Here is a 23,741-nt window from a genome sequence, read left to right as displayed (position 1 = left end):
GCCATGATCGACCCGTCTGCTCCGCTGCCGCGTCCCCGCTCAGATCTCACGGAACCTCCCGACGCGCCGCAGGCCCTGTCCGGTGCGCTGGGTGTTCTGCAGGAGCGCATGCTGCTGCAGGTGTCTCCAGCCCGTGTCGGTTATCTGCTCGGACAGCTTGATGAGGGCCGCAGCGGGCTGGTGCTGTGCGGGACGAACGCGCTGCGGAAGGCGAAGAGGCTGCGCGAGCAGGAGCAGTTCAGCGGGCCGCTGCTGGTCGATCCGGCCGTGTACGAGGTGCGGGCGGCCAGCGAGGAGGAGCCGTTCCCGCCCGCGTCGGAGGACACCTTCGCCTTCGACGATCCGCTTGAGGTATCGCTGGCGGAGCAGCGGGCGGTCGGTGTTACCGCCCCAGTGACCCCGACCGGCTACATTCGCGCCGAGGACTCCGACGCCCTCAAGGCGGCGGTGCGGCGGGTGGCCGACCTGGACGATGCGCAGGTGGTCTTCGCGGCGCCGGTCGACGTGTGCTGGCTGCGGGAAGAGGACGCGGTGCGGCAGCTGATCGCCTGTTTGCGGCTGGTGAAGGGGCCCAAGGCGATCATGCTGGGCGGGCAGATGGACCCTCTCGCGCGTCATGCACGGGCCGTCGACCACCTGCGGCGGGTGATCGAGGAAGTGCCGGGAGCGGCGTTGCTACGCACCGATCTGGCGGCCTTCGGCGCGCTGGCTGCGGGGGCGACGTTCACGGCGTTCGGTGCAGGCAGCCGGCTGCGGCACATCGTGGCCCCTGGCGAGAAGGCCAAGACCAGCAAGGGCTTTTCGACGTCGCCGCACGTGCTGTTCGCCGAGCTGATGGACTTCTTCCTCGGCAAGACCCTGGCCGACCGCTTCGCCGGTGCGGAGGCTCCCGTCTGCGGCTGCGCAGCGTGTGAGGGGGTGTGGGCACTGGATGAATTCGCCAGCAATGCTGGCGAACGGCCGGCACGGGCCGCCGCGCACAATGTGGCCGTGCTGATGGAGTGGCTGCGCACGCTGACTGCGATCACTCCCGGGCTGGCACGCCAGCAGTGGTGGCACGAGCGCTGCCGCGCGGCGGTGGAGCGGTATCCGCTGGTGAACGCGCAACTGCGGCAGCCGGACGCCTTCAAGGTGCCCCAGCAGCTGAGGCGGTGGGCGCTGGCCGCCCCGGCCTCGGTGACGGACGGAGCGACCGGGCAGGCGGAGGCCGACCATCAGCGCAGGAGCTGATACAGCTCCTCGACGAAGCACCAGGCGGCGGCGGTGTGCCGCTGCGGCCGGTACTCCTGCGGCGCGAGCAGCATCTCTACACCGTGCTCGGCGGCGAGGAACACGCCGATGCCGTAGAAGTCGGCCTCGGCCAGCAGCTCTTCCAGGTGTGCGGGGCGGCGGGTGAGCAGCATGGCGCGGCGGCAGAACGGCGCGAACCGGCCCGCGTCCCGCAGTCCCTGGCGCCATCCGGCAGCGCGCACCACGGCCAGGTCCACGCGCACCGGCCGGACCGCGCGCCGGGTCACCGTCGTGCGGTCACGGTCCGCGGCGCCCGCTGGCAGGGCGCGTATGGCCCGCCGCTGGCCGGCCTCGAGCGAGGCGAGGGGGACGGGGATGCCCACCGGCAGCGTCAGGAGGGTTTCCAGCGCCGCCATCCGATCCAGCCGTCCTGCGGCGGCGTCCTGGCGCCGGGCGTGCTCGGCGGCGTCCAGCCGGTGGAAGAACAGGGCCTCAATGCCCTGCAGGGAGGCGGCCTTGGTCTGGGTGCCCGCCTCCAGCAGGGCGGCCGAAGCCGTCCGCACGGAACGGCTGATCACGGAGTTCGCCAAGGTCACCATGGCCTCCACCCTGCCTCACCAGGCTCCGGCCGCACGCGGCGGCCCCGCCGACTATCCAACCCGTACCGGTACGGACTGTTCTGCCAAACAGCTCAACAGGCCCTCGAGACACTGCCAGAGCGCGTCGTTGTCGCTGCGCCGATACCAGCGGCGCCGCTCCCCCGCCACCCGCGGCAGCCGCTCGGCCAGTCCAGCGTCCACCAGCGCCCGGATCGGCGCCTGGTAGACACTCGCCGGTGCGTTGCGGGCGGCGGCAAGGTCTCCCAGGCACACGCCCCGCTCGCCCGCTGCCGCGAGCGCCCACATCAGCTCTGCCCGGTAGCGGTTGCCGAAGACCCGCACGGACGCCTCACGCAGCCGCTCCACGTCCTGTTGAGACATGATTCATGATTCGCGAATCATTGCTCAAATGTCAACACTGCAGCGGGGGTTCCGTTCGCGCGGGGGCCGACCCACCGTTGTGGGGGTGGTCGCTGCTCTGTGGCCCTTCTGGATCGGCGCCTGGAAGGAGTTCAGGCGTCCTCGCGCATTGTGCCGCCTGGAGGTTGGAGGTGCACGGTGACAGCGGCCGTTCCCGTGGGACTGCCGACGATGACCGCGGGAGCGGTAGTGCGGTTGGCGGAGCTGGCGGGGAGTACGACGAATGAGGTGACGGGTGCGCCGGTGACCAGGCGGAGAACCTCCTGTCCCGTGTGGTGGTCCCACACGCGGATGCTGGCGTCGTCCGAGCAGGCGCTGACGAGCAGGTCACGTTCGGCGTCAGAATGGGCAGGGCAGCAAGGGCGGTGACGGGGCCTTGATGCCCAGTCAGCGGCACATGGTTTTCTGAGCGCGGGGCGAATGGGTCCCACAGCCGGATCACTCATGGCACGCAGCCAGGTCGGGCGATGCACGGGTCCGGACATCGCCCAACTCAGACAGCCCCCGGGGCCCCTGAGCGGTAGCCTGTCGCTGTTGAGCGGGACGGACGAGGACATGCGGGATGGCTCAGAGCGGGCACGCCAGTGGAATGATCTGCGTCCGGCCAGTTCGGGTCGGAATGGTTCTCCAGCCTGACGCCGAGGCCGTCTCCAGCGCGGTGCAGGCCTGCACCTGTGTCTGGGGCGGGGCGTACTTTCCGTGGCTGGCGCCCGACGCCCCGGACACTCTTCACACTGCCGAGGCTCTTGCGGTCGACGTTTTCTACCCAGTGGCGGGCGATTCCGCAGCGTGTGAGGTCGCGGGTCAAGAGGGCTACCGGTGGAAGCCTGAGCACGGCACTCCCTTCGGCAGTCACGAACCGCTGGCGGCTCCGGGAGTGTTGGGCGTGGAGTGGCTGCTGGATGACCCCGCACCCCAGCACGCGTTCGTGCTGCCCGAGTGGGACACGGCAGATCCTCTGGGCCCGTTGTTCGAGGTGTGGTTCGGCCATTACGGCGACTATCCTGCCGCGGCCGAACTGCGGTCCCGCTTCGCTCGCGTTGCCGAGAGCCGCACGATCGGGGTCGATGCCCCCGTTCCTGCCTTCGAGGGTCTGGTCACCCCGATCGGCCTGACCTGCCTCGATGTGGAGTACGACTCGGACGACTCGACGAGCGTGATCGTCCTGGTGGATGCAGCGGATCCCGCTGATCTCATGCTCTTGTGGACCGCCCGGGCTGCCGGTCACCACGTTCTGCCCTGGCCGGCAACGCATGCCGACCGGGTTCGCACCGTGGCTGAGCAATGGCTCCGCGCCGCCCTACGCGAGGACGCACTCGGCCGTTCGGTGCGGGGCGACGGTCTCGACCTGGGACCGACGATCAGCGTGATCACCCGGCATCTTCCCATTCCTGAGGATCTCGCCGTCCTGCTGGATGACTTGGGCATCACCGCGCTGCCCGGCAGCTCGGTGAAGCACGCTCTGCCCCGGCGTGGGCGTCATCCGTTCCTGACTGCCTCGGTCAAGGAATTCTCGGTGCCCCTTGCGCCGCAACAGAGGACTCTGGCCGTACCGATGCCGCAGGTGGGGCCGGCCCGCTGGCGGCCGGACCGTCACTACGCCGGAATCGTGGCGGCCCACGTCACCTTCACCGATGTGCGTGACGGTCATCCCGGTTGGACGCCCCTGGTGCCCAACCTTCGTTCGCTGAGCAGTCTGCTCGATACACAGCCCGCGAATCATCCGGAACCATTTCACCGGCCCGCCCGCGGCGGCAGGGTCTGCGGTGTCCTGGCCGACAGCGGCACCGACAAGGTGCACCTTTGCCTGCTGGACAACGCCGACATCCTCAACGGCCTCTTCCGCGGTTCCGGCTGGCAGCCGCGCCAGGAGGTCAACGGGCGCAAGGTGACAGGGCTGATCCGCCGCCTGGGAGGCATCAGCAGCGCGGCCGGATGCGAGCCCGCCGTCTGGCAGGTGCTCCACACGGCGTCCAAGAGTGCCGACGGCCTGGTCCACGACCGGCTCGTAGGGCTCGCCAACAAGTACCGGGAGCACTGGCCGGGGCCCGTGAGCACGCCGGACGGTCGCGCGAGCTACGCCACGAAGGTGGTCCTGGCCCCGCAGCAGCGTGGCCTTCTGGAGCCGGTCGCCCCGCTTCACTGCCCTGAGTGCAAGGGGTTCACCGCGGTGCCTGCGCCTCGGCTGGAAGCGGAAATGGACTGCTCGCACTGCGGGCGCCGGTTTCCGCTCGGCTATCTCCTGGGCTCATCACCGCGGCGCTTTGACTGGCATTTCCGACTCGCGGATGGCATCACGCGGAACCTGATGGCCGAGACCCGGCCGGTGATGGCAGCCGCGACTGTTCTTGCCTGTTACCACCAGCAGCTCTTTCCTGCCGGTTTGCTGCCCGCTGCCGGCGGGACGACGATGACGTGCCAGCTGGGCGTCAGCTTCGAGTTCCCGGGTGGGCCGCGTGAGGTGGACCTCGTGGTGGTGCTGGACGACGGGCCACAGCCGGTGGTGGTGGTCGGCGAGGTCAAGGGTGGGCTGAGTGCCCAGCCGGGCGATCTCATCAACCAGGACGACCTCGCCGTGCTGACCGCCATTCAGACCCGCCTTCGGGAGCAGGGGGTGGAGTGCTACCTCCTGGCCGCCGTGCTGCGCGATCACCTTGAGCCCAGCGAGCGGGACGCTCTGCAGAGACTGTGCACGCATCCCCCGATCACACTCAATGATCATCAAGGGTTCGTTCATCCCGTCCTGCCGATCGTGCTGACCGGGGCGGACCTCACCCAGCCGCAGTTCTCTGACGGGCACCTCCACTGGTGGTCTCGGCACGGCCTGCCCGGACTGGCCCAAGAGAGCTGCCGTCGCAACCTGTAGCCCGTACCGGCTCACGCACGCCGCGGCGATGGCCCGGGGTCTGAGGGCGGGGTTTCTCACCCTCCCCTCGCCGCGCTGCGGCGGCGGGCTTCCTGGTGTGCGCAGCGCAGGAATGCGCTGGCTGTATGTCAGCGCTGGGAAGAGCGCAGGTACATCGGCAGGACAGTGCGCATGAGTTGTTCGCCGCGGGTGGTGATGGCGTCGAAGTGAGTGCGGTTCATGGCACGGAAGTTGGTGGGGTAGGTGGCGACCGCGCTGCGCGGGACGAGGTCGGCGGGCGGTGCGGGCAGGCGGTGGTCCTTCATGCCTAGGTAGGCCAGGGCGAAGCCGTCGATACGTCCGCTTGCGGCCCATTCGTGCAGGCGGGAGCGGGCGGAGTCCTGGGCTTTGCGATGGACGGTGACGAAGGAGCGGCTGAGACGGCCGGTCATGAAGTGCGGTGTTTGCAGGGGGAGTTCGCCCACGCCGGCGTCGCAGGCGATGATGAAGGGCACGTCGTAGACGTGCTGGGTGTGGCGCGGTGAGCGTCCGGGTTCCAGGACGGACAGGCCGAGGTTGTCGTAGACGCCGCCGTCGGTGAGCAGCACGGTGTGCTGCTGGCTGTGCCCGTCGTGGTGCTGAAAGGTGAAGGTGCGCTCCAGAGCTGGCAGGAAGGCGGGATAGGCGGCGGAGGCAGCTACGGCGGTGGCGACGTGGACGGGCTCGGTGATGGTGCCGTAGCGGGAGCAGCCGCTGCGGGCACTGCCGAAACGGACGGCGTTGGTGGTGGCCAGGTCGGTGGCGGTCAGAACGACGTCCAGGCCGGGGTGGGTGACGTCGGCCATGGTGGCAGTGGCGAAGGCCTTGCGGGCCAGGACGGCGGCGAGCGCGTCGGTGCGGTTGGCGGGACGGGCGACGCTGACGTCAGTAGTGCGGGTGAACAGTTGGCGGGTGCCGGCACGGGCGGCTGCGGTGAGGTTGCGGATGACGGCAGAGGGCGTAAACGCCTGTCGTGCGATGTCGAGTTGCACGCCGGAGCGCAGCAGGTCGGTGGTGCGGGCGTCGAAGTCTGCGAAGTCGGGCGGGCCGTAGGCCCATAGGGCGGCGAGCAGGGATCCGCCGGAGATGCCAGAGACGACGCGGATGCGGTCGAGGAGATCGCGGTCATGCAGGGCGCGCAGGCAGCCGAGGTGGAAGGCGGCCGCGCGGGAGCCTCCGCCGGACAGGGCAAGGCCGAGGGTGCGGGTCATGGGCGGGGGTCGTCCGATCGGCGTGGGGCGGGCACGGTGCTGTCGGCGGTGGTGGGGCGGGTGGCGTAGCCGCCGGGCCACCAGAGGGCCGAGCGGGGGCGGCCGGGTGGCAGCGTCTCTGCTGGTGGGGTGGTGGCTGCGGTGGTGCGGGTGGCGAGGCGGGCGTAGAGGTCTGGTCCGTCGCCGGTGGCGAGCCATTTGTCCCAGACGGGTTGCGGTCCGCCGGCGATGAGGACGAGGGCGCGGGCGGGGGCGTCGTCCAGGGGCAGGGTCAGCAGTTCCATGGCCGTGCGGTCGGTGGCGCTGGGCTGTGCCGGCGAGTGGGGGTGGGTGTGCCACAGGCCGAGGAAGCGGCTGGTGTTGCCGGTCGCGGTGCGGCGGGCGGCGAGGTGGCGGGTGACGCCGTGCAGGCCGTGCTGGAAGTAGGTCTCGGCCAGCAGGGAGTCCGGGGGCGGTCCGGTGGCCTCGTCGACGTAGATGATGCCGGTGGAGTCGTCGATGGCGCCCAGCAGCATGCCGCCGGTTTCGACGCGCGGGCCGCGGACGCGGGCGCCGCGGCGGGCTTCGGCCCGCATCTCGGCGAGGGCGGCGGGGGCGATACGGATGTCGTAGCCGGTGGCGTCGTCGGTGACGATTGTGTCGTTGGGCCAGGCCAGCCAGCGCGGTCCGGCGGGCTGGGGGTCGGTGGGGCCGCTCGGGGTGCGGACGGTGAGCGCGGCCATGGTGTGCCGGTCGTCGGGGGCGTTGAGGGCGTGGAGGATGCCGGTCATGAGCTGTCCGGCCAGGGCGGTGACGTCGGCGGCCGAGCCGGTGAAGGTGGCGTCCGAGCAGCCGGGTTCGGGCTGGAAGAGCTCGGTGCGGGGCTCGGTGGGGAAGAAATCCTCGACCATGTCGGCCAGGGCACGGGTGGAATCCTGGCGGGCGGCCAGGGCGGTGCGGCGCAGCACGTCGGTGCCTCCGCCGGTGGCCGAGCGGGGTGAGAGTGCGGCGATGCCGCGGGTGGCCTGGTGGCCGATCATCACGGTGGCCAGGTGCGGCCAGGCGGTCGGGTCGGTGCGGCGGGCGCGTTCGAGGTAGGCCCGTACGACACGGTTGGCGGTGCAGTCCAGGATCAGGTCGAAGGAGTGCACGTCAAGGGCGGAGAAACGGCGGGTGATGTCGGCGACGACGGGCTCGATGCGGGTGGCGTGCGGGGCGATCTCATTGAGGCGGGCGGCAAGGGCGTCGGCCTTGGGATAGCCGATGTCGGCGTCGGCGTAGGGCTGGCGGGCATGGATGCCGGGATGCACGAGTGACTGGTCGACGACGGTGATGTGGGCGGCACCGGCACGGGCGCAGATATCGGCGGCGGGCGCGCCCAGTGCCCCGGCGCCCAGGACAAGGATGCGTTTGCCGTGCAGCCACGCCGCCGGAGTGTGGTGATCGCGGCGGACGGTGACCTCGGGACGGGCCTCGTACAGGCGGATCCACCGGGTGGTCAGGGTGTCGAGCCATTCCTCGCCGATCTGCATGACCTCGTCGCCGAGTTCGGGCAGTTGGCGGTCGACGTAGGCGGTGACGGCGAGACGGGCGAGTTTGTCGGCGAAGTCGGGCAGGTGCCAGGCCACCAGGTGGGTCCGGCGGACGCCGTGGCCGCTGGTCCCCCGGGAGGGGGTGCCCAGCAGCAGGTGGACCGGGGCGGCCGGGTGCGGTGTGCCATCCGGGCCGGTCTGCTCGGCGGTAGTGCGCAGGCGGCGGTTGTGGTCGGCTGCCACGCCGACGAGACCAAGGACCATGCGTGCGGTGATGCGGCCGCGGGCGAGGGCGGTGATGAGCGCACGTGCGGTGTCGGGGTATTCGAAGGTCAGGTGGTCTGCGGTGATCACGGCCGGAGCGAGGAACACCTCGGCGTCGTTGGGGAGTTGGGCTGCGGCGCGGGCATCGGCGAGGGTGGGCGGCCACGGTTGGCCGAAGGGGAGCCAGCCGACCACGTCACTGCGCTCATCACTGATGCGGTGCAGGAGGGCCGCGCCCAGCCACGGCTCGTCGTCCTCGGCGGCGGGCGCATCGCGGCGGACGACGAGCAGACCATCCGCGTAGTCGCCCACCGCGTGGGGTGGGTGCAGGGGCTCGCCGGGCGCATCCAGTTCCCCGGCCGCGGCGGCCCTGAACCAGTCCAGCAGGCGCGTGATGAACCCGTACATGCCGTCGGCCGGGTCCCACTCGGTCGCCGTGGAGCGGTACAGGCACGGGAAATGGGCCCAGACGACGTGCGGGGCCCCGGCGAAGCGGCTGTGCCGGGAGTACACCATCGGGGTCTCGAAGGGGAAGTCCGGCGGGATGTAGAGCGTGACGGGTTCTTCGCTGCGCAGCCGCGGGGCAGACCGGCGCAGCCCACGCTGATGCGCGCCTCCACGAAGCCCTTAGGGGCCGCGGGTGCCGTGTCCACGTGGGAGAGGAAGACCCCACCGCGGTCGGAGCCGGTGATCTGCCGGAGCTGGTCGAGGGCAAGTTGCTGGCCTGGCGTGACGGCCGTAGTGGTTCGGTCGCTCACGCGTCACCGAATCCCAAGGGCGTGGCGGGCGCGGCCTTGTCTCCGCGGGCCTGTTCGACGGCGCTGCGCGCGGCGGCGGCCGCCCGCGGGGAGGGAAGCGCGGCGGTGGCGGTGAACGCGGCGGCCGGGAAGCGGGTGGTGCCCAGCGCGGCCAGCATCCGGCGGCCACCGCCCGCGGCCTTCATCACCAGGGACTTGCTCTCCAACTCGGCGACGTCGACGAGTTCGAACCCGAAGAAGGGCTCCAGGGCGAACACCACCGGCCGGGGCTCGTCCTGGGTGGGGTACTCCCCCGTGCACAGCACCGGCAGCACGGTGATCTCCTCGTAGGCGTCACGGGCCAGCAGATGGGGCGGGTTGTGCCCCTTCTCGTCCTGGTCCCGGAAGGGCCGCGAACTGGCGATCACCCGCGCGTCCGCGCTGGCGTAGGTCTCGAACTGGTCGAGGATGTCCTGCTTGCGCTCCTCCTCACCATCCTCGCCCTTGGCGTACATGACCTTCTTGGAGCAGTGGTGCGGGGAGAGCAGCAGGTCCCACTCCACCCGGTCGGTGTTGCCGTAGTACTTGCTGTTGTCGAAGATTTTCTTGATCGTGGGGTAGGCGAGGTCGCCGAGGAGGAGCAGCCGGCCCGTCGTGCCGTCGCCGGTGTGCATGCGGATCTGCAGGGCGAGGGAGGTCTCGTTGCGCTCGCCGGCGCAGTCGCCCTTGAACGGGGCGTGGACGAACGCCTCGAACGTCTCGGACAGGTCGTTGCCGTCGATCATTGTGATCGTCTTGCCGGGGAAGGTGAAGTACTCGTCGGGCAGCTCGTTGTAGGAGTGCTGGTCGCGGTCGTCGTCGTAGCCGATGATCCGTACCCGGTTGCCGCTGGCGGGCTCCTCACCGTTCTCGAGGGCCTCCAGGGTGGCGGCGACGCGGCGCTCGACTTCGTCCTGGAAGAGTTGGGCGTCCTGGCACATGGTCTTGTCCTCGGAGATCTCCCGCCACAGCCGGGGTGTTGCCCAGATCTCCCCGATCAGGATGTCGCTGTCCAGCAGGTCACCGAACCCGCAGCAGTGGTCCAGGTCGGCGTGGGTCAGGGCGAACACCGCCAGGTAGGGCGTCTCCCCGTCCAGCCAGTCGGGGCGCGGCAGGGTATCCACCAGCCGGTCGATGACGGCGGCGACCACTGCCCCTTCCTCGTCGGCCTGTTTCATGTCCCGCAGATCGACCTGGAGGACCAGGTCGCCCCCGAGCACGATCGTGGTGGAGTCGCCCGTGCCGACAGGCCAGAACACCACCCCACGCTCGGGAAGTTCCGTCTCGACCATGCCCTGCCTCTTAACTCGGCTTTGATCAATCAACGGGAAAACCACACAAGTTCTCCCTGTCTTCACATCTACCATGCGCCACTGACAACACGGCCTCATCAGGCATTTCATGCGTCAACAGGGCCAACGTCAGGGGTCCTTGCCAGCCCCGGACACGGCCGGCACGCGACCTCTTCGCGAGCAGGGGCGGGACCGGGTGACCATCACGAGGTGGTGGCCCACGTGCTGTGTCATCGCTTGCTTTGCGGCCTGACCTGGCATGCCATGCACCAAGATCGGCCGCTGCAGGCCGTGGTGAGGCATCCGGCGCGCTACGGGGTGGATCCCGCTCGACGCCCCATGTGCCCCGGCAGGCTCGGCTCTTTCTCACCGCCCGGCCTGGCCGGTCCACGAACCGTCTCGGCAGACGAACATGCGTCACGGCGGGTGCGGCCTGGAAGGCTCCCCGGGCCGGGGGTCCTGGGAGGGCATGCCGTTTCCGTCCGCGAGCTTTTTCCGGATCCCGGCCCCTTGGACCCAGCGTTGACCAGCACCCTGCGCACCAATGCAGTCTCGGCGACGACGAGATTGCCTGCTCCAGCGCCCCTGACGGCCGCCGACATCGCGTTGCGGGAGGCGGCGGGCCCGGACCACCGCGATGCGGGACGTACGGCTGCTGCGGGCGGGCCGCTACCCTGGCGGCGTGCACGACAAGGAACCGCCACCGGCCAGCGACACCGCCACAGGGCCGGCTGCCCCGCTCAATGCGGCACAGCTGCGGCGGATCACGTCCCTGCACCGCGGGTTCACCTACCAGAACCTGTACGCCGTGGGCTGCCTGCTGCGGCTGCGTCAGGCCGGTGCGCAAACGCTGCTGATGGAGCTGGACGAGGACCTGGAGGTCGTGCTTCCGGATCGGTATCTCTACCTGCAGGTCAAGACCCGGCAGGGCAATCTGATGTGGAGCGACATCAGGGGGTCGGTCGAGCAGTTCGCCAAGCTACGCGCCGAGCACATGGCAGGGCGGCGCCTCGGCACGCCCAAGCTGGTCGTGGTCAGCAATACCGCACCGGGGCCAGATCTGCTGCGACGGACCCAGCAGCCGGGCTGGCCGGCGGGCGTGTCGCTGGTGTGGCCGGGCCATCCCGATCCGCAGGAGACGTGGCTGCCGCCCGCTGCTGCGGATCTCACCGGTGTCCTGCAGTGGTGCACCGAGCAGGCCGCCCAGGTGCCGTTCGGGTCCCTGGGAGCGCAGACGCTGGTGTGGAAGCTGGCTGCCCGCGTCCAGTACGCGAGTGCCGGAGCCCATGGGCGAGCCTTTCATGCCGGTGAACTGCCCGCCCTGTACGAGCAGTTCGTCGAGGAGCTGCAGGCCTTTCCCCAGGTTCCCGACGTCTACTGGCCGCATGGCAGCGAACCGGAGCTGACGGGCGAGCAGCGCGTGCGGCTGGTGACGGGCTTCTCCGGGGCCGGGAAGACGACCTGGGCGGCGAACGCCGCCGCCCGGTGCCCGCTCCCGGTGACCTACTTCGATGCCGGCCAGATGCCGCCCGCGGTGGTGCCCGGTGCGCTGGCCCGGGAGGTTGCTGCCCGGCACCTGAGCGGGCCCGATGCCGTCAGCCTGCCGAGCGGGGCCGGCATCGACGTCCTGCGGGCCGTGCACGGCCGACTGGCCCACGACGGCACAGCCATCGCGGTCGTCATCGACAACGTGCACGACCTCCCGTCCGACGACGTACGACTGCTTGTCCAGGCGCTGCCGACGGCCCAGATCACACTGCTGGGCCACCCCCACCCGGACCAGACCGCGCTCGCCGCGCACCTGGGTGTCCCCGCCGAGTCCTTGCCCGGCTGGGACTCCGACACCGTGGCCGCCGTCTTCGCCGCCGAAGACTGCACCCTGGACTACCCCACCGCACAGCGGGTCTTGGCGCTCACAGCTGGTTTGCCGCTGTACGTCCTCAACTCCGCGGCGCTCACCCGCACTCTCTACGCAGGTGACGGTGCCGCCTTCTGCGCGGCGGTGCAGGAGCAGACCCACCTCGCCCCCACGGCCCAGGAACGCATCCTGGCAGAGACCTTCGGGCACCTTTCCGTGCTGGCACGCACGATGGCCGGCCTCATGGCCATCGCCGAAGTTCCCCTGAGCAGCCCGGAATTGCAGCAGCTGGCGGCAGCCGCGGGACCGACACGTCCCGCTGCCGCGGCCGGGGCCGTTCGCGAACTCGCAGGCCTCGGCCTCGTACAGACATTCGCCGACGGTTTCACCAAACTCCACGATGCGGCCGCACCGTTGGCCCTCGGTGCGTCGCATGACCTGCCTGAGCAAGCCGCCCGCCGTGTCGAGCAGACCCTGGCTGATCTTCTCGAGGGCCACAGGGAGCTGCCGCGGCTGGCCCGCTGGATGCGGTTGCTCGCCGATACCGGCCAGATCGACCTCTTGCTGGAGATCACCAGCCAGGAGGGCTTCTACGAGGGTGGCTTCCCACGCGAACTGCGCACGGTGATCGCGGACGTGGCGCAGGACCCGGGTCGGGACGCCGTCGACCGCCTTGATGCGCACAGTGCGTTGGCCACCTGGGCCTACGGGGATGACGATTGGGACGCCTACGCACGCCACGTCCACGCCATGGAAGCCCTCGTCTCAGAGGGCGGCAGCGGGATCGGACCACGCGAGAAGGTCCTGGTGGCCACCCGCCAGTTCCCTCTGCACGGGCACACCGGTGACATCGAAGCCCTCGATGCCGCATTCAGGACAGCCCTGGCTGAACTTCCCGCCCCCTCTTTCCTGGAGCGAGCCCTGCGCTACGGCTACGTTCAGGGGCTCTACCACGCGGGCAGCTACCGAGCCGCAGGCCCCGCGGCCCTAGAGCTCGCTGACGCATACTGCGATCACCTCGGCCTGGCCCCGGCCGACCTCCACGGACCTATCGAGGCACTGCAGCAAGCCTGCTCAGACAGCGAGACACCCGACGACTACAAACGCCTCGCCGACTGCTTCGCCATGCATGTCAAGTGCTGCCGTCAGCTCAAACTCGACTACGGCAGCGCCGTGTTCCCCGCGATGAAGCTCTACATGATCACCGGGGCCTGGCGGTCCGCCGTCGACCTCGGCCAGGACGTGGTCGAGACCCTGCTGCGCTTCGACGAAACCCAGGCCGCCCTGAGCCTGATCGACCGGCAGCTCCTGCCCATCACCCAGGCCTACAACCTGCCCGAACTCATCGTCGGACTCAGGTCTCACCGAGCCGTGGTCCTCGCCCGTACCGGAGACATCGCTGCGGCCAGAGCAGAGATCAGCAGCCTCACACAGTACGAGCCCACCCCCGCGCAGGCAGACGACATTCGCGAGCAGGCCAGCATCATCGAGGAGCTCGCTGCTCAACAGGCCCAAGGTCACCCGTGAGGCACCTCGCCAGGCGGGACGCTCGCCTGTTCCCTCAAGCCGACACCTCGGTCACCCGAACAGTTACACCGCGCCCCCGCACGTCTCTGACCTGCACAAACCCAAGATAATTCATAGGGATTCTCGTGGTAGCTGTGACTTTCCAGCTCAGTCACGAACTCGCAGCTCACAGGGACACACATCGCTGGCCATAGCCGAACAGAACGCAACCTGCAGAGGTCAGGTACCACGCGCACTTCGGTCCGGACTATCCAGCTTGACCACGTGTTCCCAGCTCACATCCCGAAGCGCACCAGATCAGGGCCGGGAATCCACAGTGGCTCCCCCTCGCCCTTGGCTGCGCGAGCTATCAGCTCGCGATGGACCGCCGCGACGTTGCCCTTCCACATGGCCAGCAGGCGGCGCACCTCCGGGGTGACGGAGAAGCGGTCTTTGCTCTGGGCCCGCGCCCCGGGCTCCGCGGCCGCGGACTCGTCACGCTCGGCAGCGGCAAGCCACCGCCACACCGTGCGCTCGGTCACTTCCAACGACTGAGCCATCAGCCGTACATGCCGGGTCGTCAGTTTCTGGTCCTGCCGCAGAGCGAGCAGCCTGCGCACGGCAGGGCCGCGCAGCGCCGACAGGGAGGAAGAAGGCAGACCTCCCCGCGCGTGCGGACCGTCCTCGTGGCCGCCAGCCTCTCCCGGCCTGGAGGCGCCGGTCACAGCGGCCCCATGAGCCGTGCGCAGGCCCGCTCCAGCAACCCGCGGTCCACCACCGCCCGGCTCCTGCCGTAGATCTCGGCGGTCAGGTGCGAGGTCAGCTTCGCCCACGTCCGGAAATTGCCGTGGCCCACATGCTCGTCCACCCACACGACATCGTCCTCGCTCACGTCCTCCCACAGCGGATGGAAGGCAGCCATCACGGTGGCCACCTCGCCCGGGCGAAGACGCGGCACCAACTCCCAGGTCAGCACCCGAGACGCCAGCGCGGGCACCCGGCGCAGCGCCCGTTCGCTGCCCGCACCCGCGAGCACAAGTGCCGTGTCCGTGTCCGGGTGGTCCCACAGCCCGCGCAGAAACTCCAGCGCCGGCCCCGGAAGACGCTGCGCCTCGTCCAATACCAGCACGCGAGGCTGTCGTAGCGCGTTCACCAGCATCAGGTCGGCCTCCCCCGCACCGCGCGGCAGACGCCTGCCCAGCTCCAGGGCGTCCGCGAGTACCCGGCGCAATCGGGAACCGTCGGGTGCACCCCGACGTGGACCCGGCGGACCCTGGCCGGGTGCGGCAGCTGGGACAGGGCGTACTGCAGCGCGACGGTCTTGCCCTGGCCGGCGTCGCCGTACAGACACACCACCGCCCCGACCACGGCCGCGTGCGCGACCGTCCGCAGCACCGACCGCACAGCAGGCGTGTGCACCACCTGCGCGCCCGGAACCAGGACCGGGACCTGTGCCAGATGCTTCTGCTCCCGCAGAAACACCTGCCCGTCTGTGCCTTGGCCGGCCACGACGTTCAGGCCCAGCTCGCTGAGGGGATCCGGCCGGCGCGGCCCGGCCACCTCAGGCTCCCGCCCGGTCAGCAAAGCCCGCCCGGCCCGGCGGTCCCTGCGGATCACCCGGTGCAGCGTCGACGCCGACGGAACCGAGGCCCCGCCGCCAGCCGCGGCCAGCCGGCGCCTCAGCTCAGCGACATTCCCTCCCACCTCGCCCAGCAGCGCCCACACCTCGTCCGACACCGCATACCCCTGCCGGACCGGCGCCTCCACCTGCCCGGTCGCCTTCGCCTGCTCCAGCCAGCGCCAGACCGTACGCTCCGAAACACCCACCGTCTCAGCGACCGCACGCACATGCCGCGTCGACAACTCCCCCGCCTGCTGACGCTCCAGCAGACGACGCACCACCAACCCCGCGGGGCAGCACAGCCCCACGACCGGCCCTTACCTCTTCCACCCCACGATCACACCGGCCCGGCCCACTTCACCGCTTAAGAACTCACGAACCTGAGACAGCATCAGCCGCCATGCGATAAATCCCCACGACAGCGATCCCACCCCTCAATCTCTCACCTCATGACAGCGGACCACCCACCCACAAACACTCACTGACCAGCCCCAGAACACCAACCCCGGGACCAGCAACACCGACTCCCACCACCACCGACACCAACCCGAGAGATCGCACACGGGCCGCTCCTCCAGCGGGCTGTGTGACGGCCGTGCCCGTCGTTCTTCGGCAGGGCGCAACGCGGCGCTGAACGTCAGCTGCAGCAGACGCCGGAGCCCGCGCGGCGGGTCGGTCAAATCCTCGGCCCCGTACGCCGGGCGCTTGAGAGAATCTGGCTGGTGAAGGTAGCCCACATCTCCAAGCAGCACCTCGTCTCCCAGGTCCTCCTCCGGCAGTTCACGATGCTTGGATCGAAGGGCAGCGGCCGGCAGCTGTTGCCCTTCGACGTGTGGAACCCGGAACGCCGGCAGAAGCTGAGGGGCCCCGGGGCGTGCGGCGCAGCCAGGGACTTCGTGGCGTTCGACTCTACGTCTGCCGAGGATCTGTGGGGATCGGTGGAGACGCGTGTCCCCGCCGCGCTCACGGCCGTGCAAGCTGGTACTCCGTTCGCCGACCCCCTGCATGTCGAGGTGCTGCGCGACCTGGTGGTCCTCCACTATGTGCGCTCACACCGCTATCGCAGCGTTTACACCAGCGCGTTCGAGACTGTGAGCGTGAAGGTCCGCAGCAAGCTCATCAGGCAGTACCCGGAACAGCTCCGTCGTGAGGCGCTGCGCCAGACCGGGCTCCATCTGCCTGGCTCCGGCTTCCTCGGTTCCATTGCCGAGCGTCTCATCGAGCAGTCCGAGGTCACCCAGGACTTCGGGAGCGGCAAGCTGTTTCGCACGAGCATCGAGAACATGTTCACCAAAGTGGGAGCCATGGCGGCGAAGTGGCATCTGGAGGTGTTGACGCCGGAGGGCGGGCAGTTCCTGATCGGCGACAATCCTGCGGTGACCGTGCGCACGGACGTCAGGCCCTTCTCGTACAACATGGCCTTCGGGGACGCGCACTCTATCGTCCTGCCCATCGGTCCCGGGCACTTGCTGGCCTTGGGACCAAAAAATTTGCTGGGCAGCATCCCCAGAGCCGTCGTCGACGAGCTCAACACCGTGCAGATCCTCGCTGCCGACCGCTATGTCTATATGCACCCTCGAAGCGGGCTGGAGACGTTCGCCAGGGCGAAGGCGAGACAGCGGCAGACCGCGTGAGCCGTGTCGAATGGCCACCTGGTCGGTCGAGCCGAAAATCGAGCGTACAGCGACGGGTGCCGTCGCTTTGCTGCGCTGAGGGGCCCGGTTGGCACTGTCGGGGCGTGTCCGACCCAGGCTTGATGGTGGGGCGCGGCGTGTAGTCCGTCGCGCCGCCGACCTCGTAGGACGCCGACGCGTGTTCTGCCCTCCAGGACCTGAAGACCGCTGTCCGACGGGGCCAGGAGCCGTCGGTCGATCAGGATCGGCGGGCGCATCCACGTCCCGTGCTCTTCCCAGTGACGGCCGACCTCTGAGGGACGAATCTTGACCCAGTACACCGGGTCCTTTGCGAAGTCCTCGATACAGCCGGCATCGGACGCTCCGGTCGGCATCCCATCGAAGTCCGCGGCCGGGATCGTTTCGAGCCGCCAGGTGATCTCGCGTAGGTCGATGCCGCCGTAGTCGCGCATGAAGGAGCCGTTGTCACCGTGGTCGAAGAGAAACTGGCTGAGGACGTCGTCCGGCCACTGAAGCAAGGCCAGCGCAGGGTCGACACGGAAACGGTCGAAGCTGAGGCCGCCGTCTCCACGGCGTGCCATCAACGGGCTGAGGTCAGTTAGCCGAGCCGATGCTCACTGTGGCCGTGGACAGCACTGCCCTGCCCGCTGGGTGGACCGCGGAGCCGAAATTATGGACAGGGTTTATACCTGCCCGTTGTCCACTGCGCCTCAGCTGTCAAGATCTTCTATGGGGAGTCAGCCGTTGATCGAGGAACGGCTGCGCCTCCCGCCAGTGCCCGGAAGTGAGCGAGGTTGTGCTGGGCGGCGAGAGTGTAGGGGTGGTCCGGGCCCAGCACACGCTCCTGGTCAGGCAGCAGTCGCGCAAAGGCAACAGCTGCGCCAGCCGCATCCCCCGCTTCCCCCCGCCAAAAGGCCAGATGGCTCCGTGCCACGAGGGTGTCGGGGTGGTCGGGTCCCCACACACGCCGCATCTGGTCCAGCAATTCCTCGAAGATCGCAGCTGCGCCAGCCGCATCCCCCGCCTCCCCCCGCCAGCTGGCCTGGTTGCTCCGGGCAATGAGGGTGTCGGGGTGGTCGGGTCCCCACACACGCCGCATCTGGTCCAGCGACTCCTCAAGGACGGCCGCGGCGCCAGCCGCATCCCGCGCCTCCCCCCGCCAGCGGGCGAGGTTGCTCCGGGCAATGAGGGTGTCAGGGTGATCCGGGCCCAGCACACGCTCCTGGTCAGGCAGCAGTCGCGCAAAGGCAACAGCTGCGCCGACCGCATCCCCCGCCTCCCCCCGCCAAAAGGCCAGATGGCTCCGGACGCTGAGGGTACTGGGATGGTCAGGTCCCGACACACGCTCCCGGTCTGTGAGTAGCTGCTCCAAGGCGGTAGCTGCGCCAGCCGCATCCCCCGCCATGCCCCGGAAGTGGGCAAAGTTGTTACGGATAGTGAGAGTGGAGGGGTGGTCCGGGCCCAGCACTTGAAGCATCTGCTCCAGCAGTTGCTCGTAAGCGGCAGCTGCGCCCGCCGCATCCCCCGACTCCCCTCGCCAGAAGGCAAGGCTGTTTCGTGCCCCAAAGGTGCCTGGGTGGCCGGGACCCAGCACACGTTCCCAGTCTGTGAGCAGATACTCGAAGGCGGTAGCTGCGCCAGCCGCATCCCCCGCCTTTCCCCGCCAGCGGGCGAGATTGCTCCGGGCAATGAGGGTGCTGGGATTGTCAGGTCCCGACACACGCTCCCGGTCTGTGAGCAACTGCTCCAAGGCGGTGACTGCCCCAGCTGCATCCCCCGCCTCTCCCCGCCACAAGGCAAGGTTGTTCCGGACGCTGAGGGTGTCGGGATGCTCGGGGTGCAGCACTTGAAGCATCTGCTCCAGCAGTTGCTCGTGAGCGGCAGTTGCGCCCGCCGCATCCCCCGACTCCCCCCACCAGAAGGCAAGGCTGTCTCGTGCCCCAAAGGTGCCTGGGTGGCCGGGACCCAGCACACGTTCCAGGTCTGTGAGTAGTTGTTCGAGGGCGGTAGCTGCTCCAGCCGCATCTCCGGCCAGCCCCCGGAAGTGAGCGAAGTTGTGACGGGCGGTGTGAGTGTCTCGGTGGTCGGGGCCCAGATGGTGCTGGGTAGTGCTGGCCAGATGCTGGAAGTAGTCGCGGGACGCGGCGACTTGGCCAGCGTCGCCAAGGCTCTGACCGGAACGGAAGAGCACAGGGTGGGCTTCTGTCTGATAAAGGGCGTCTTCGGCGTGGAAGGTGAGCGCAGCAGTATTGGCACGCAGAGCCTGGGCAAGGGCGGCGTCTCGTTCAACCTCGGGCCAGGCGGCGATCAAGGCGTCGGCGGCCGTAAGGGCGAGTTGCTCGTACAGGTCAGCAGATATGTGTTCTCGGACGGCGCGCTGGACGAGCTGGTGGATGCGGACTGCTTCATTGATGCTGCTGGGCGTGTGGTCAATCAGGCTGAGCCGATGCAGCGCCCGAAGCGCCTGTATGGCGTCCTGAGCCGTGACCTCTGTTGTTTGCGCTTGCCCCGAGGCAGCCAGGGTGCGCCACAGGGTGAGGTAGGCGAGTACCGGCGCGCTGATCAGAACGGGCGCGGGGATGCCGTTGCGATCGAGCATCGCACCGAGTCTCAGCATGGGGCGGGCCAGCCCCGCCGGCGGGAGCTGGTCAGCGCGCTCCACGGACAATGACCACAAGGCCTCGATTGTGGAGGTCTGGTCGTCGGGCAGTCCAGAGGAGTCGGGCAGCGAATCCGTGAGGCTACGAACACTGTCTGTAAGCAGGGCCCGATACTCCGTGCAGCCCAGGCCGGTATCGACGAGGTAGGAGACAGCCTGGGCTAGCGCCAGCGGCAGGTACCCGAAACTGTCGGCAAGATCGGCGAGCACATCGACGGGCTCGTAACGGCCGTGGCCGGCCAGCGCGGCGGTGAGATAAGAGGTTGCCTCGTCCGACGTGAACAGGCCAACCGGCACCAGGCGGCGGCCATGACCGGTGAGAGTGGCATCGCGGCGGCGTGTAGTGATCAGTGTGCGGCCGTATGTGCTGCTCGGAGGCCACAGGCCGCGAAGGTCGGCTGGTTCGGCAAGATCGTCGAGTACCACCAGCCAGCGCCGCGCCATGCCCGGCTTGGGCTCCAACCAGGCCAGAAACGCGCACGCTGCGGACTCCGGGTTGGCGGGGTCAGCGCCGATCACCTCAACAGCAGCCTGGGCGTAACTGGCGATGATCGCGTCGCGGGTGGCAGCGGTTGTCCACACCAGCAGGTCAAGCTGCCTCGTCTGCCACAAAGTACGGGCGTGGTGGGCAGCGAGCTGGGTTTTCCCAACTCCGCCCAAGCCGACCAACACCTGGATCCCGCCACTGTCCCGCGATTGCTCCAGTTGCCGGACCGTGGCTCGGCCCTGGAACCAGCCGGCCTCCCGCGGCAACGTGCCGACCTGGTGCGGCCAGGTCACCGGGGGACGTGGGGCGGCGTAGTGGACGATCTTGCCGATCCAGTGGGCGGCGATGCTGCGATCGTTGGCCGTAATACTCCCTGGCACCCCGATGGCGTCGGGTGCCCGGGGTTCGCTGGCCGGTCCGCTCAGTCCTGGGGCGGATCCGGCGCCGGATGAGGGCCGATGTGTGCATCCCGGATGACAGCGCCCGCGATCGATCCCTGCTCGGCGCGGATGTGCAGGTTTCCCCCGGTGGCCACTCCGCCCGGCCCAGCAGTCACAGCGACTCCCGGGACCTGATCGGCCAGCAGGACACGGAGCTGATCAGCAGCCCGGTCGCGCTCTGTTTCATCTAGGCGCTCCAGCGTCGCCTCGATGCGGGCTTGCCAGGCGGCTTCCTGGCTGATCCGCGCCCTCTCCACTTGGGCCGGATCAGCGGTCTCCAGGGCGGCGGCGGTCCGGTCAAGCCGCTCCAACTCCGCTTGCTCCCTCTGGGCGTCGCCCCGCCCGAACCAGCGCGCAACCGCCTGCCGGAACCCCGTCCACGCGTCCGTACTCGCAGCCTGCACCACCGCAGTGCCCCCAGCAGCAGCCAGCGCCGTCAGCGACTCCACCAGCATCCTTCCGGCCTCCTCACTTGAGCGGCCCTATAAAAACCGTAACGCTGCACGAGGTGCCCTGCAGGCCAACGCCCCCGTGCTCATTACCGACGGTGCTCACCCGCCGTCACATGATCGAAACGGCGACGGAGGGCGGGCGCGTGCTGCTGCGCTCACGGCGCGGCACGGACATGACGCCCGCGTTCCCCGAGATCCGGGCGGCGGCCCTGGCGCAGCTGCCAGAGGAAACCGGGCTGGACGGCGTTATGTGACCTGTAGACGTGTCTCAGCTCGTTGGTGTCTCACACTCCCCGGACTGGCATCGTCCAACCGCATCGCCCGCGGCAGGGCAGGAACGGAGGCACGGTGGTGTAGCGGTTGGCCAGCTGGCGGCGCATCTCGGTGTCGGCCTCGCCGTCGCCCCGGTCGTCCCGCAGCCGCGCGGCAGAAGTGGCGGGGTTCTGTCTGTGGACTCCAGTCGCGGGCTTTGATCGGAACGTCCTGGAGGTGTGGCGAGGCGGGGCGCGCGGCAGTGCGATGGGTCGCTGACCTGCGTATTGCTGCCTAGGAAAATTCTTTCCCATTGTCGGTTTCGGCGGCAAGGCAGACCCTTGGGGTGTCGCTGCGCGCCGCGGCATCGTTCGCCGGAGGCGACACCCGACCGGGAAGCACAAGGTAAACAACGTTCTCTGGAACCGTGATCTCCATTGTGACTTCACGTAAGGCTGGCGCGCGGGAACGGATGCCTTGCAGGCATCAGGAACGACCAAAGAATGCGCATCTCCAAGGAAGACGTAAGGCAGGTAAGGACGCCCCATGACCGTTCCCCCCACGTCCCGTCGCCCCCGGTCCCGCGTCACGCGGCGCGGCCTGATCGGCGCCGCAGGCGCGATCGCGGCAGGCGCCGCGTTCACCCCCGCCGCGACGGCGGCCACCAAGCCAAAGCCCATCAACGCCGACACCTCGAAGGCAGACACAACCGTGCAGCGCAAAATCAATTTTGATCGTGATGGTCTGACCCTGGTGGGTGACCTGTTCACTCCCGACGGCTTCAACGAAAACGGTCACTACCAGGCGGTCATCGTTCAGGGCTCGCTCAGCTCGGTGAAGGAGATGATGTCCAGCACCTATGCGCGGAAGTTCGCTGAGCAGGGCTTTGTCGCGCTGGCCTTCGACTACGCCCACTACGGCGAGAGCGCCGGCGCGCCGCGTCAGTTCGAGTCGCCGGACGAGAAGCTGAGCGATCTCCAGGCCGCCGTCACCTACCTGAGCGAGCAGCCGAATGTGGATGCCGTCGGCATGGTCGGCGTGTGCACCTCGGCCAGCAACGGCACCTACCTTGCCGCGCAGGACCCGCGCGTGAAGGGCTTCGCGACGGTCGCGGCCTTCCTGGCCGACGAGGACACGTTCAAGGGCACCTACGGCGAGGACGGGATTGCCCGGCGTCTCGCGGACGCCGCTGCCGCCCGTCGCAAGTTCGAGCGCACGGGCAAGGCGACGATCATCCCGGTGTACAGCGAAACCGACCGGAAGGCCGCCAACTACAGCCCGAGGCCCGGCAATTACGACTACTACACCAACCCGGCGCGCGGAGGTGTCCCCCAGTACAAGAACGAGTTCGATGTCTCGTCCTGGGACACGTGGTTCTCCCTCGACCCGCTCAGCCAGGCCCCGAAGGTCACGACACCGACGATGGTGGTGCACTCCGACGGCTCAGCGTTCCCGGCCAAGGCGAAGGCACTCTACGAGAGCGTCCAGGGCGAGAAGGAGCTCGTGTGGGCCGACGGAACCCACTACGACTACTACGACTCGCCCGCGCAGATCGACAACGCCGTCGCGAACGTGACGCGGTTCTTCCGCGCCCACCTGGTCTAGGCGCTCGCCGCCAGCCCCACACGTACTTCGCTCCGGCAGAGTCGCGTCCGCCCCCCTCTTGACCCGGGCGCGGTTCTGCACAGGGGCGACAATGAGAGATGTGAGCGTGAGCGCGAAGAACCCGCACCTGGAGGAGCTGGGCCAGTTCCTGAAGGCCCGCCGCAGCGAGCTCAGCCCGGCCGCGCTCGGTCTGCCCCCGGGGGACCCTGGATCGCGGCGTGTGAGCGGCCTGCGCCGGGAAGAAGTCGCCGCGCACGCCTCGATCAGCCAGGACTACTACAGCCGCATCGAACAGGGCCGTCTCGCACCCTCCCCACCGGTACTCGACGCCCTCGCTCACACACTGCGCCTCACACCGGTCGAGCGCACCTACGTCGAAGGGCTCGCCCGACAGGCCGACCGACGCACCTCACCCAGACGCCGGCCGACGCCGGTGCGACCGCAGATCCAGCGCCTCCTGGACCAGCTGACCCTCACGCCTGCGTTCGTGGTGGGGAAATACCTCGACTACCTCGCCTGGAACCCCCTCGCCGCAGCGCTGCTCATCGACATCGACAAGATGGCCCCACACGAGCGCAACTACGTCCGGATGCTATTCGCCGACGAGCGCATGAAGGACTTCTACGCCGACTGGGAGGGCATGGCCCGTACCGGTGTCGCCCTCCTGCGCATGCAGGCCGTCGACAACCCCAAGGACCCACGGCTCGTGAACCTCGTCGGCGAACTCTCGGTCGGCTATCCCCTCTTCCGGCAATGGTGGGCAAGCCGCCACGTCGCCAGCCAGAACTTCGGCAGCAAGACCATCCACCACCCCGACCTCGGCGAGTTCACCTTCGACTGGGACAGCTTCTACTGGAGCGGAGACCCCGACCAGCACCTCACCGTCTGGTCACCCGCCCCCGGCTCCCCCAGCGAGGAGAAACTCCGGATCCTCAGCTCATGGATCGAACCATCCGCCACCACCGAGAACATCACCACCAGACGAAACGGATCATGACAGGACTGCCACATAGTGGTTGCGGTGTCTGACGAGCCGCCGA

The 23,741-nt window shown here is 69.0% G+C and carries 17 protein-coding genes; 7 read left to right on the top strand and 10 right to left on the bottom strand.

Annotation, left to right across the window (positions count from 1 at the left end):
• Positions 1–3: 3 nt before the first annotated feature.
• Entirely contained in the window at positions 4–1,230 is a 1,227-nt protein-coding gene (locus tag AC07DF_RS11480) for a hypothetical protein (protein WP_391459789.1), read from the top strand.
• Here the strand turns inward: AC07DF_RS11480 and AC07DF_RS11475 are convergent.
• Entirely contained in the window at positions 1,215–1,829 is a 615-nt protein-coding gene (locus tag AC07DF_RS11475; protein WP_391459791.1) for a hypothetical protein, read from the bottom strand. The genes AC07DF_RS11480 and AC07DF_RS11475 overlap by 16 nt on opposite strands.
• Positions 1,830–1,880: 51 nt before the next feature.
• On the bottom strand, positions 1,881–2,210 hold the full coding sequence (locus AC07DF_RS11470) for a hypothetical protein (protein WP_391459792.1): 330 nt from the start codon (positions 2,208–2,210) through the stop codon (positions 1,881–1,883).
• Positions 2,211–3,135: 925 nt separating this feature from the next.
• Here AC07DF_RS11470 and AC07DF_RS11465 point away from each other — a divergent pair.
• Positions 3,136–5,115: a hypothetical protein gene (locus AC07DF_RS11465; protein ID WP_478969402.1), complete on the top strand. Its 1,980-nt coding sequence runs from the start codon at positions 3,136–3,138 to the stop codon at positions 5,113–5,115.
• Positions 5,116–5,243: 128 nt separating this feature from the next.
• Here the strand turns inward: AC07DF_RS11465 and AC07DF_RS11460 are convergent, their stop codons facing one another.
• The 3 genes from AC07DF_RS11460 to AC07DF_RS11450 all read right to left on the bottom strand — a co-directional run bounded on the left by AC07DF_RS11460 (position 5,244) and on the right by AC07DF_RS11450 (position 10,187).
• Positions 5,244–6,344 (bottom strand): patatin-like phospholipase family protein, encoded by a 1,101-nt coding sequence (locus tag AC07DF_RS11460; protein ID WP_478969400.1) that lies wholly within the window; start codon positions 6,342–6,344, stop codon positions 5,244–5,246.
• Complete coding sequence (locus AC07DF_RS11455) at positions 6,341–8,665, bottom strand: ThiF family adenylyltransferase (protein ID WP_478969517.1); 2,325 nt, start codon at positions 8,663–8,665, stop codon at positions 6,341–6,343. The genes AC07DF_RS11460 and AC07DF_RS11455 overlap by 4 nt, the downstream gene beginning before the upstream one ends.
• 208 nt (positions 8,666–8,873) lie before the next feature.
• A complete protein-coding gene (locus AC07DF_RS11450) occupies positions 8,874–10,187 on the bottom strand; it encodes a ComEC/Rec2 family competence protein (protein ID WP_383463760.1) in 1,314 nt (437 codons plus the stop codon).
• 682 nt (positions 10,188–10,869) lie between these two features.
• Here AC07DF_RS11450 and AC07DF_RS11445 point away from each other — a divergent pair.
• The gene (locus tag AC07DF_RS11445) at positions 10,870–13,572 is read left to right on the top strand and encodes an ATP-binding protein (protein ID WP_478969398.1); all 2,703 of its coding nucleotides are present in this window, start codon (positions 10,870–10,872) and stop codon (positions 13,570–13,572) included.
• 275 nt (positions 13,573–13,847) lie between these two features.
• Here the strand turns inward: AC07DF_RS11445 and AC07DF_RS11440 are convergent, their stop codons facing one another.
• Genes AC07DF_RS11440 through AC07DF_RS11430 form a run of 3 tightly spaced genes read right to left on the bottom strand, consistent with a single transcriptional unit; the run spans position 13,848 to position 15,450 of the window.
• Positions 13,848–14,276: a hypothetical protein gene (locus tag AC07DF_RS11440; RefSeq protein ID WP_478969396.1), complete on the bottom strand. Its 429-nt coding sequence runs from the start codon at positions 14,274–14,276 to the stop codon at positions 13,848–13,850.
• On the bottom strand, positions 14,273–14,680 hold the full coding sequence (locus tag AC07DF_RS11435) for a TniB family NTP-binding protein (protein WP_478969394.1): 408 nt from the start codon (positions 14,678–14,680) through the stop codon (positions 14,273–14,275). The genes AC07DF_RS11440 and AC07DF_RS11435 overlap by 4 nt, the downstream gene beginning before the upstream one ends.
• Before the next feature lie 29 nt (positions 14,681–14,709).
• Positions 14,710–15,450 (bottom strand): helix-turn-helix domain-containing protein, encoded by a 741-nt coding sequence (locus AC07DF_RS11430; RefSeq protein ID WP_478969392.1) that lies wholly within the window; start codon positions 15,448–15,450, stop codon positions 14,710–14,712.
• Between the two features lie 444 nt (positions 15,451–15,894).
• Between AC07DF_RS11430 and AC07DF_RS11425 the strand changes: the two genes are divergently transcribed.
• Positions 15,895–16,806, top strand: a complete 912-nt coding sequence (locus AC07DF_RS11425) for a DUF4238 domain-containing protein (RefSeq protein WP_478969390.1) — start codon at positions 15,895–15,897, stop codon at positions 16,804–16,806.
• A gap of 727 nt (positions 16,807–17,533) precedes the next feature.
• Here the strand turns inward: AC07DF_RS11425 and AC07DF_RS11420 are convergent.
• On the bottom strand, positions 17,534–20,245 hold the full coding sequence (locus tag AC07DF_RS11420; protein WP_478969388.1) for a tetratricopeptide repeat protein: 2,712 nt from the start codon (positions 20,243–20,245) through the stop codon (positions 17,534–17,536).
• A 128-nt stretch (positions 20,246–20,373) separates the two neighbouring features.
• Positions 20,374–20,847, bottom strand: coding sequence for a hypothetical protein (locus AC07DF_RS11415; protein ID WP_478969386.1), 474 nt, complete (start codon positions 20,845–20,847; stop codon positions 20,374–20,376).
• Between the two features lie 110 nt (positions 20,848–20,957).
• On the opposite strand from AC07DF_RS11415, the gene AC07DF_RS11410 reads away from it, so the two are divergent.
• The 3 genes from AC07DF_RS11410 (at position 20,958) to AC07DF_RS11400 (ending at position 23,698) form a co-directional block, all read left to right on the top strand.
• Entirely contained in the window at positions 20,958–21,098 is a 141-nt protein-coding gene (locus AC07DF_RS11410) for a hypothetical protein (RefSeq protein WP_478969384.1), read from the top strand.
• 544 nt (positions 21,099–21,642) lie between these two features.
• Positions 21,643–22,701 carry an alpha/beta hydrolase gene (locus AC07DF_RS11405; RefSeq protein WP_478969382.1) on the top strand — a complete coding sequence of 353 codons (1,059 nt, stop codon included), beginning with the start codon at positions 21,643–21,645 and terminating at the stop codon, positions 22,699–22,701.
• Between the two features lie 91 nt (positions 22,702–22,792).
• Positions 22,793–23,698, top strand: a complete 906-nt coding sequence (locus AC07DF_RS11400) for a helix-turn-helix domain-containing protein (RefSeq protein WP_478969380.1) — start codon at positions 22,793–22,795, stop codon at positions 23,696–23,698.
• The last annotated feature ends 43 nt before the right edge of the window (positions 23,699–23,741 follow it).

This window comes from Streptomyces sp. NPDC044719, assembly GCF_056433405.1.
Note: the sequence above shows the minus strand (reverse complement) of the source record. Positions and strands in the feature narration are given on the sequence as shown.

Bases quoted from the DNA above. Each gene is read 5' to 3' on its own strand.
- AC07DF_RS11480 (WP_391459789.1), top strand. From the start codon at position 4: ATGATCGACCCGTCTGCTCCGCTGCCGCGTCCCCGCTCAGATCTCACG.
- AC07DF_RS11475 (WP_391459791.1), bottom strand. From the start codon at position 1,829: ATGGTGACCTTGGCGAACTCCGTGATCAGCCGTTCCGTGCGGACGGCT.
- AC07DF_RS11470 (WP_391459792.1), bottom strand. From the start codon at position 2,210: ATGTCTCAACAGGACGTGGAGCGGCTGCGTGAGGCGTCCGTGCGGGTC.
- AC07DF_RS11460 (WP_478969400.1), bottom strand. From the start codon at position 6,344: ATGACCCGCACCCTCGGCCTTGCCCTGTCCGGCGGAGGCTCCCGCGCG.
- AC07DF_RS11450 (WP_383463760.1), bottom strand. From the start codon at position 10,187: ATGGTCGAGACGGAACTTCCCGAGCGTGGGGTGGTGTTCTGGCCTGTC.
- AC07DF_RS11415 (WP_478969386.1), bottom strand. From the start codon at position 20,847: ATGCTGGTGGAGTCGCTGACGGCGCTGGCTGCTGCTGGGGGCACTGCG.
- AC07DF_RS11410 (WP_478969384.1), top strand. From the start codon at position 20,958: ATGATCGAAACGGCGACGGAGGGCGGGCGCGTGCTGCTGCGCTCACGG.
- AC07DF_RS11405 (WP_478969382.1), top strand. From the start codon at position 21,643: ATGACCGTTCCCCCCACGTCCCGTCGCCCCCGGTCCCGCGTCACGCGG.
- AC07DF_RS11400 (WP_478969380.1), top strand. From the start codon at position 22,793: ATGAGAGATGTGAGCGTGAGCGCGAAGAACCCGCACCTGGAGGAGCTG.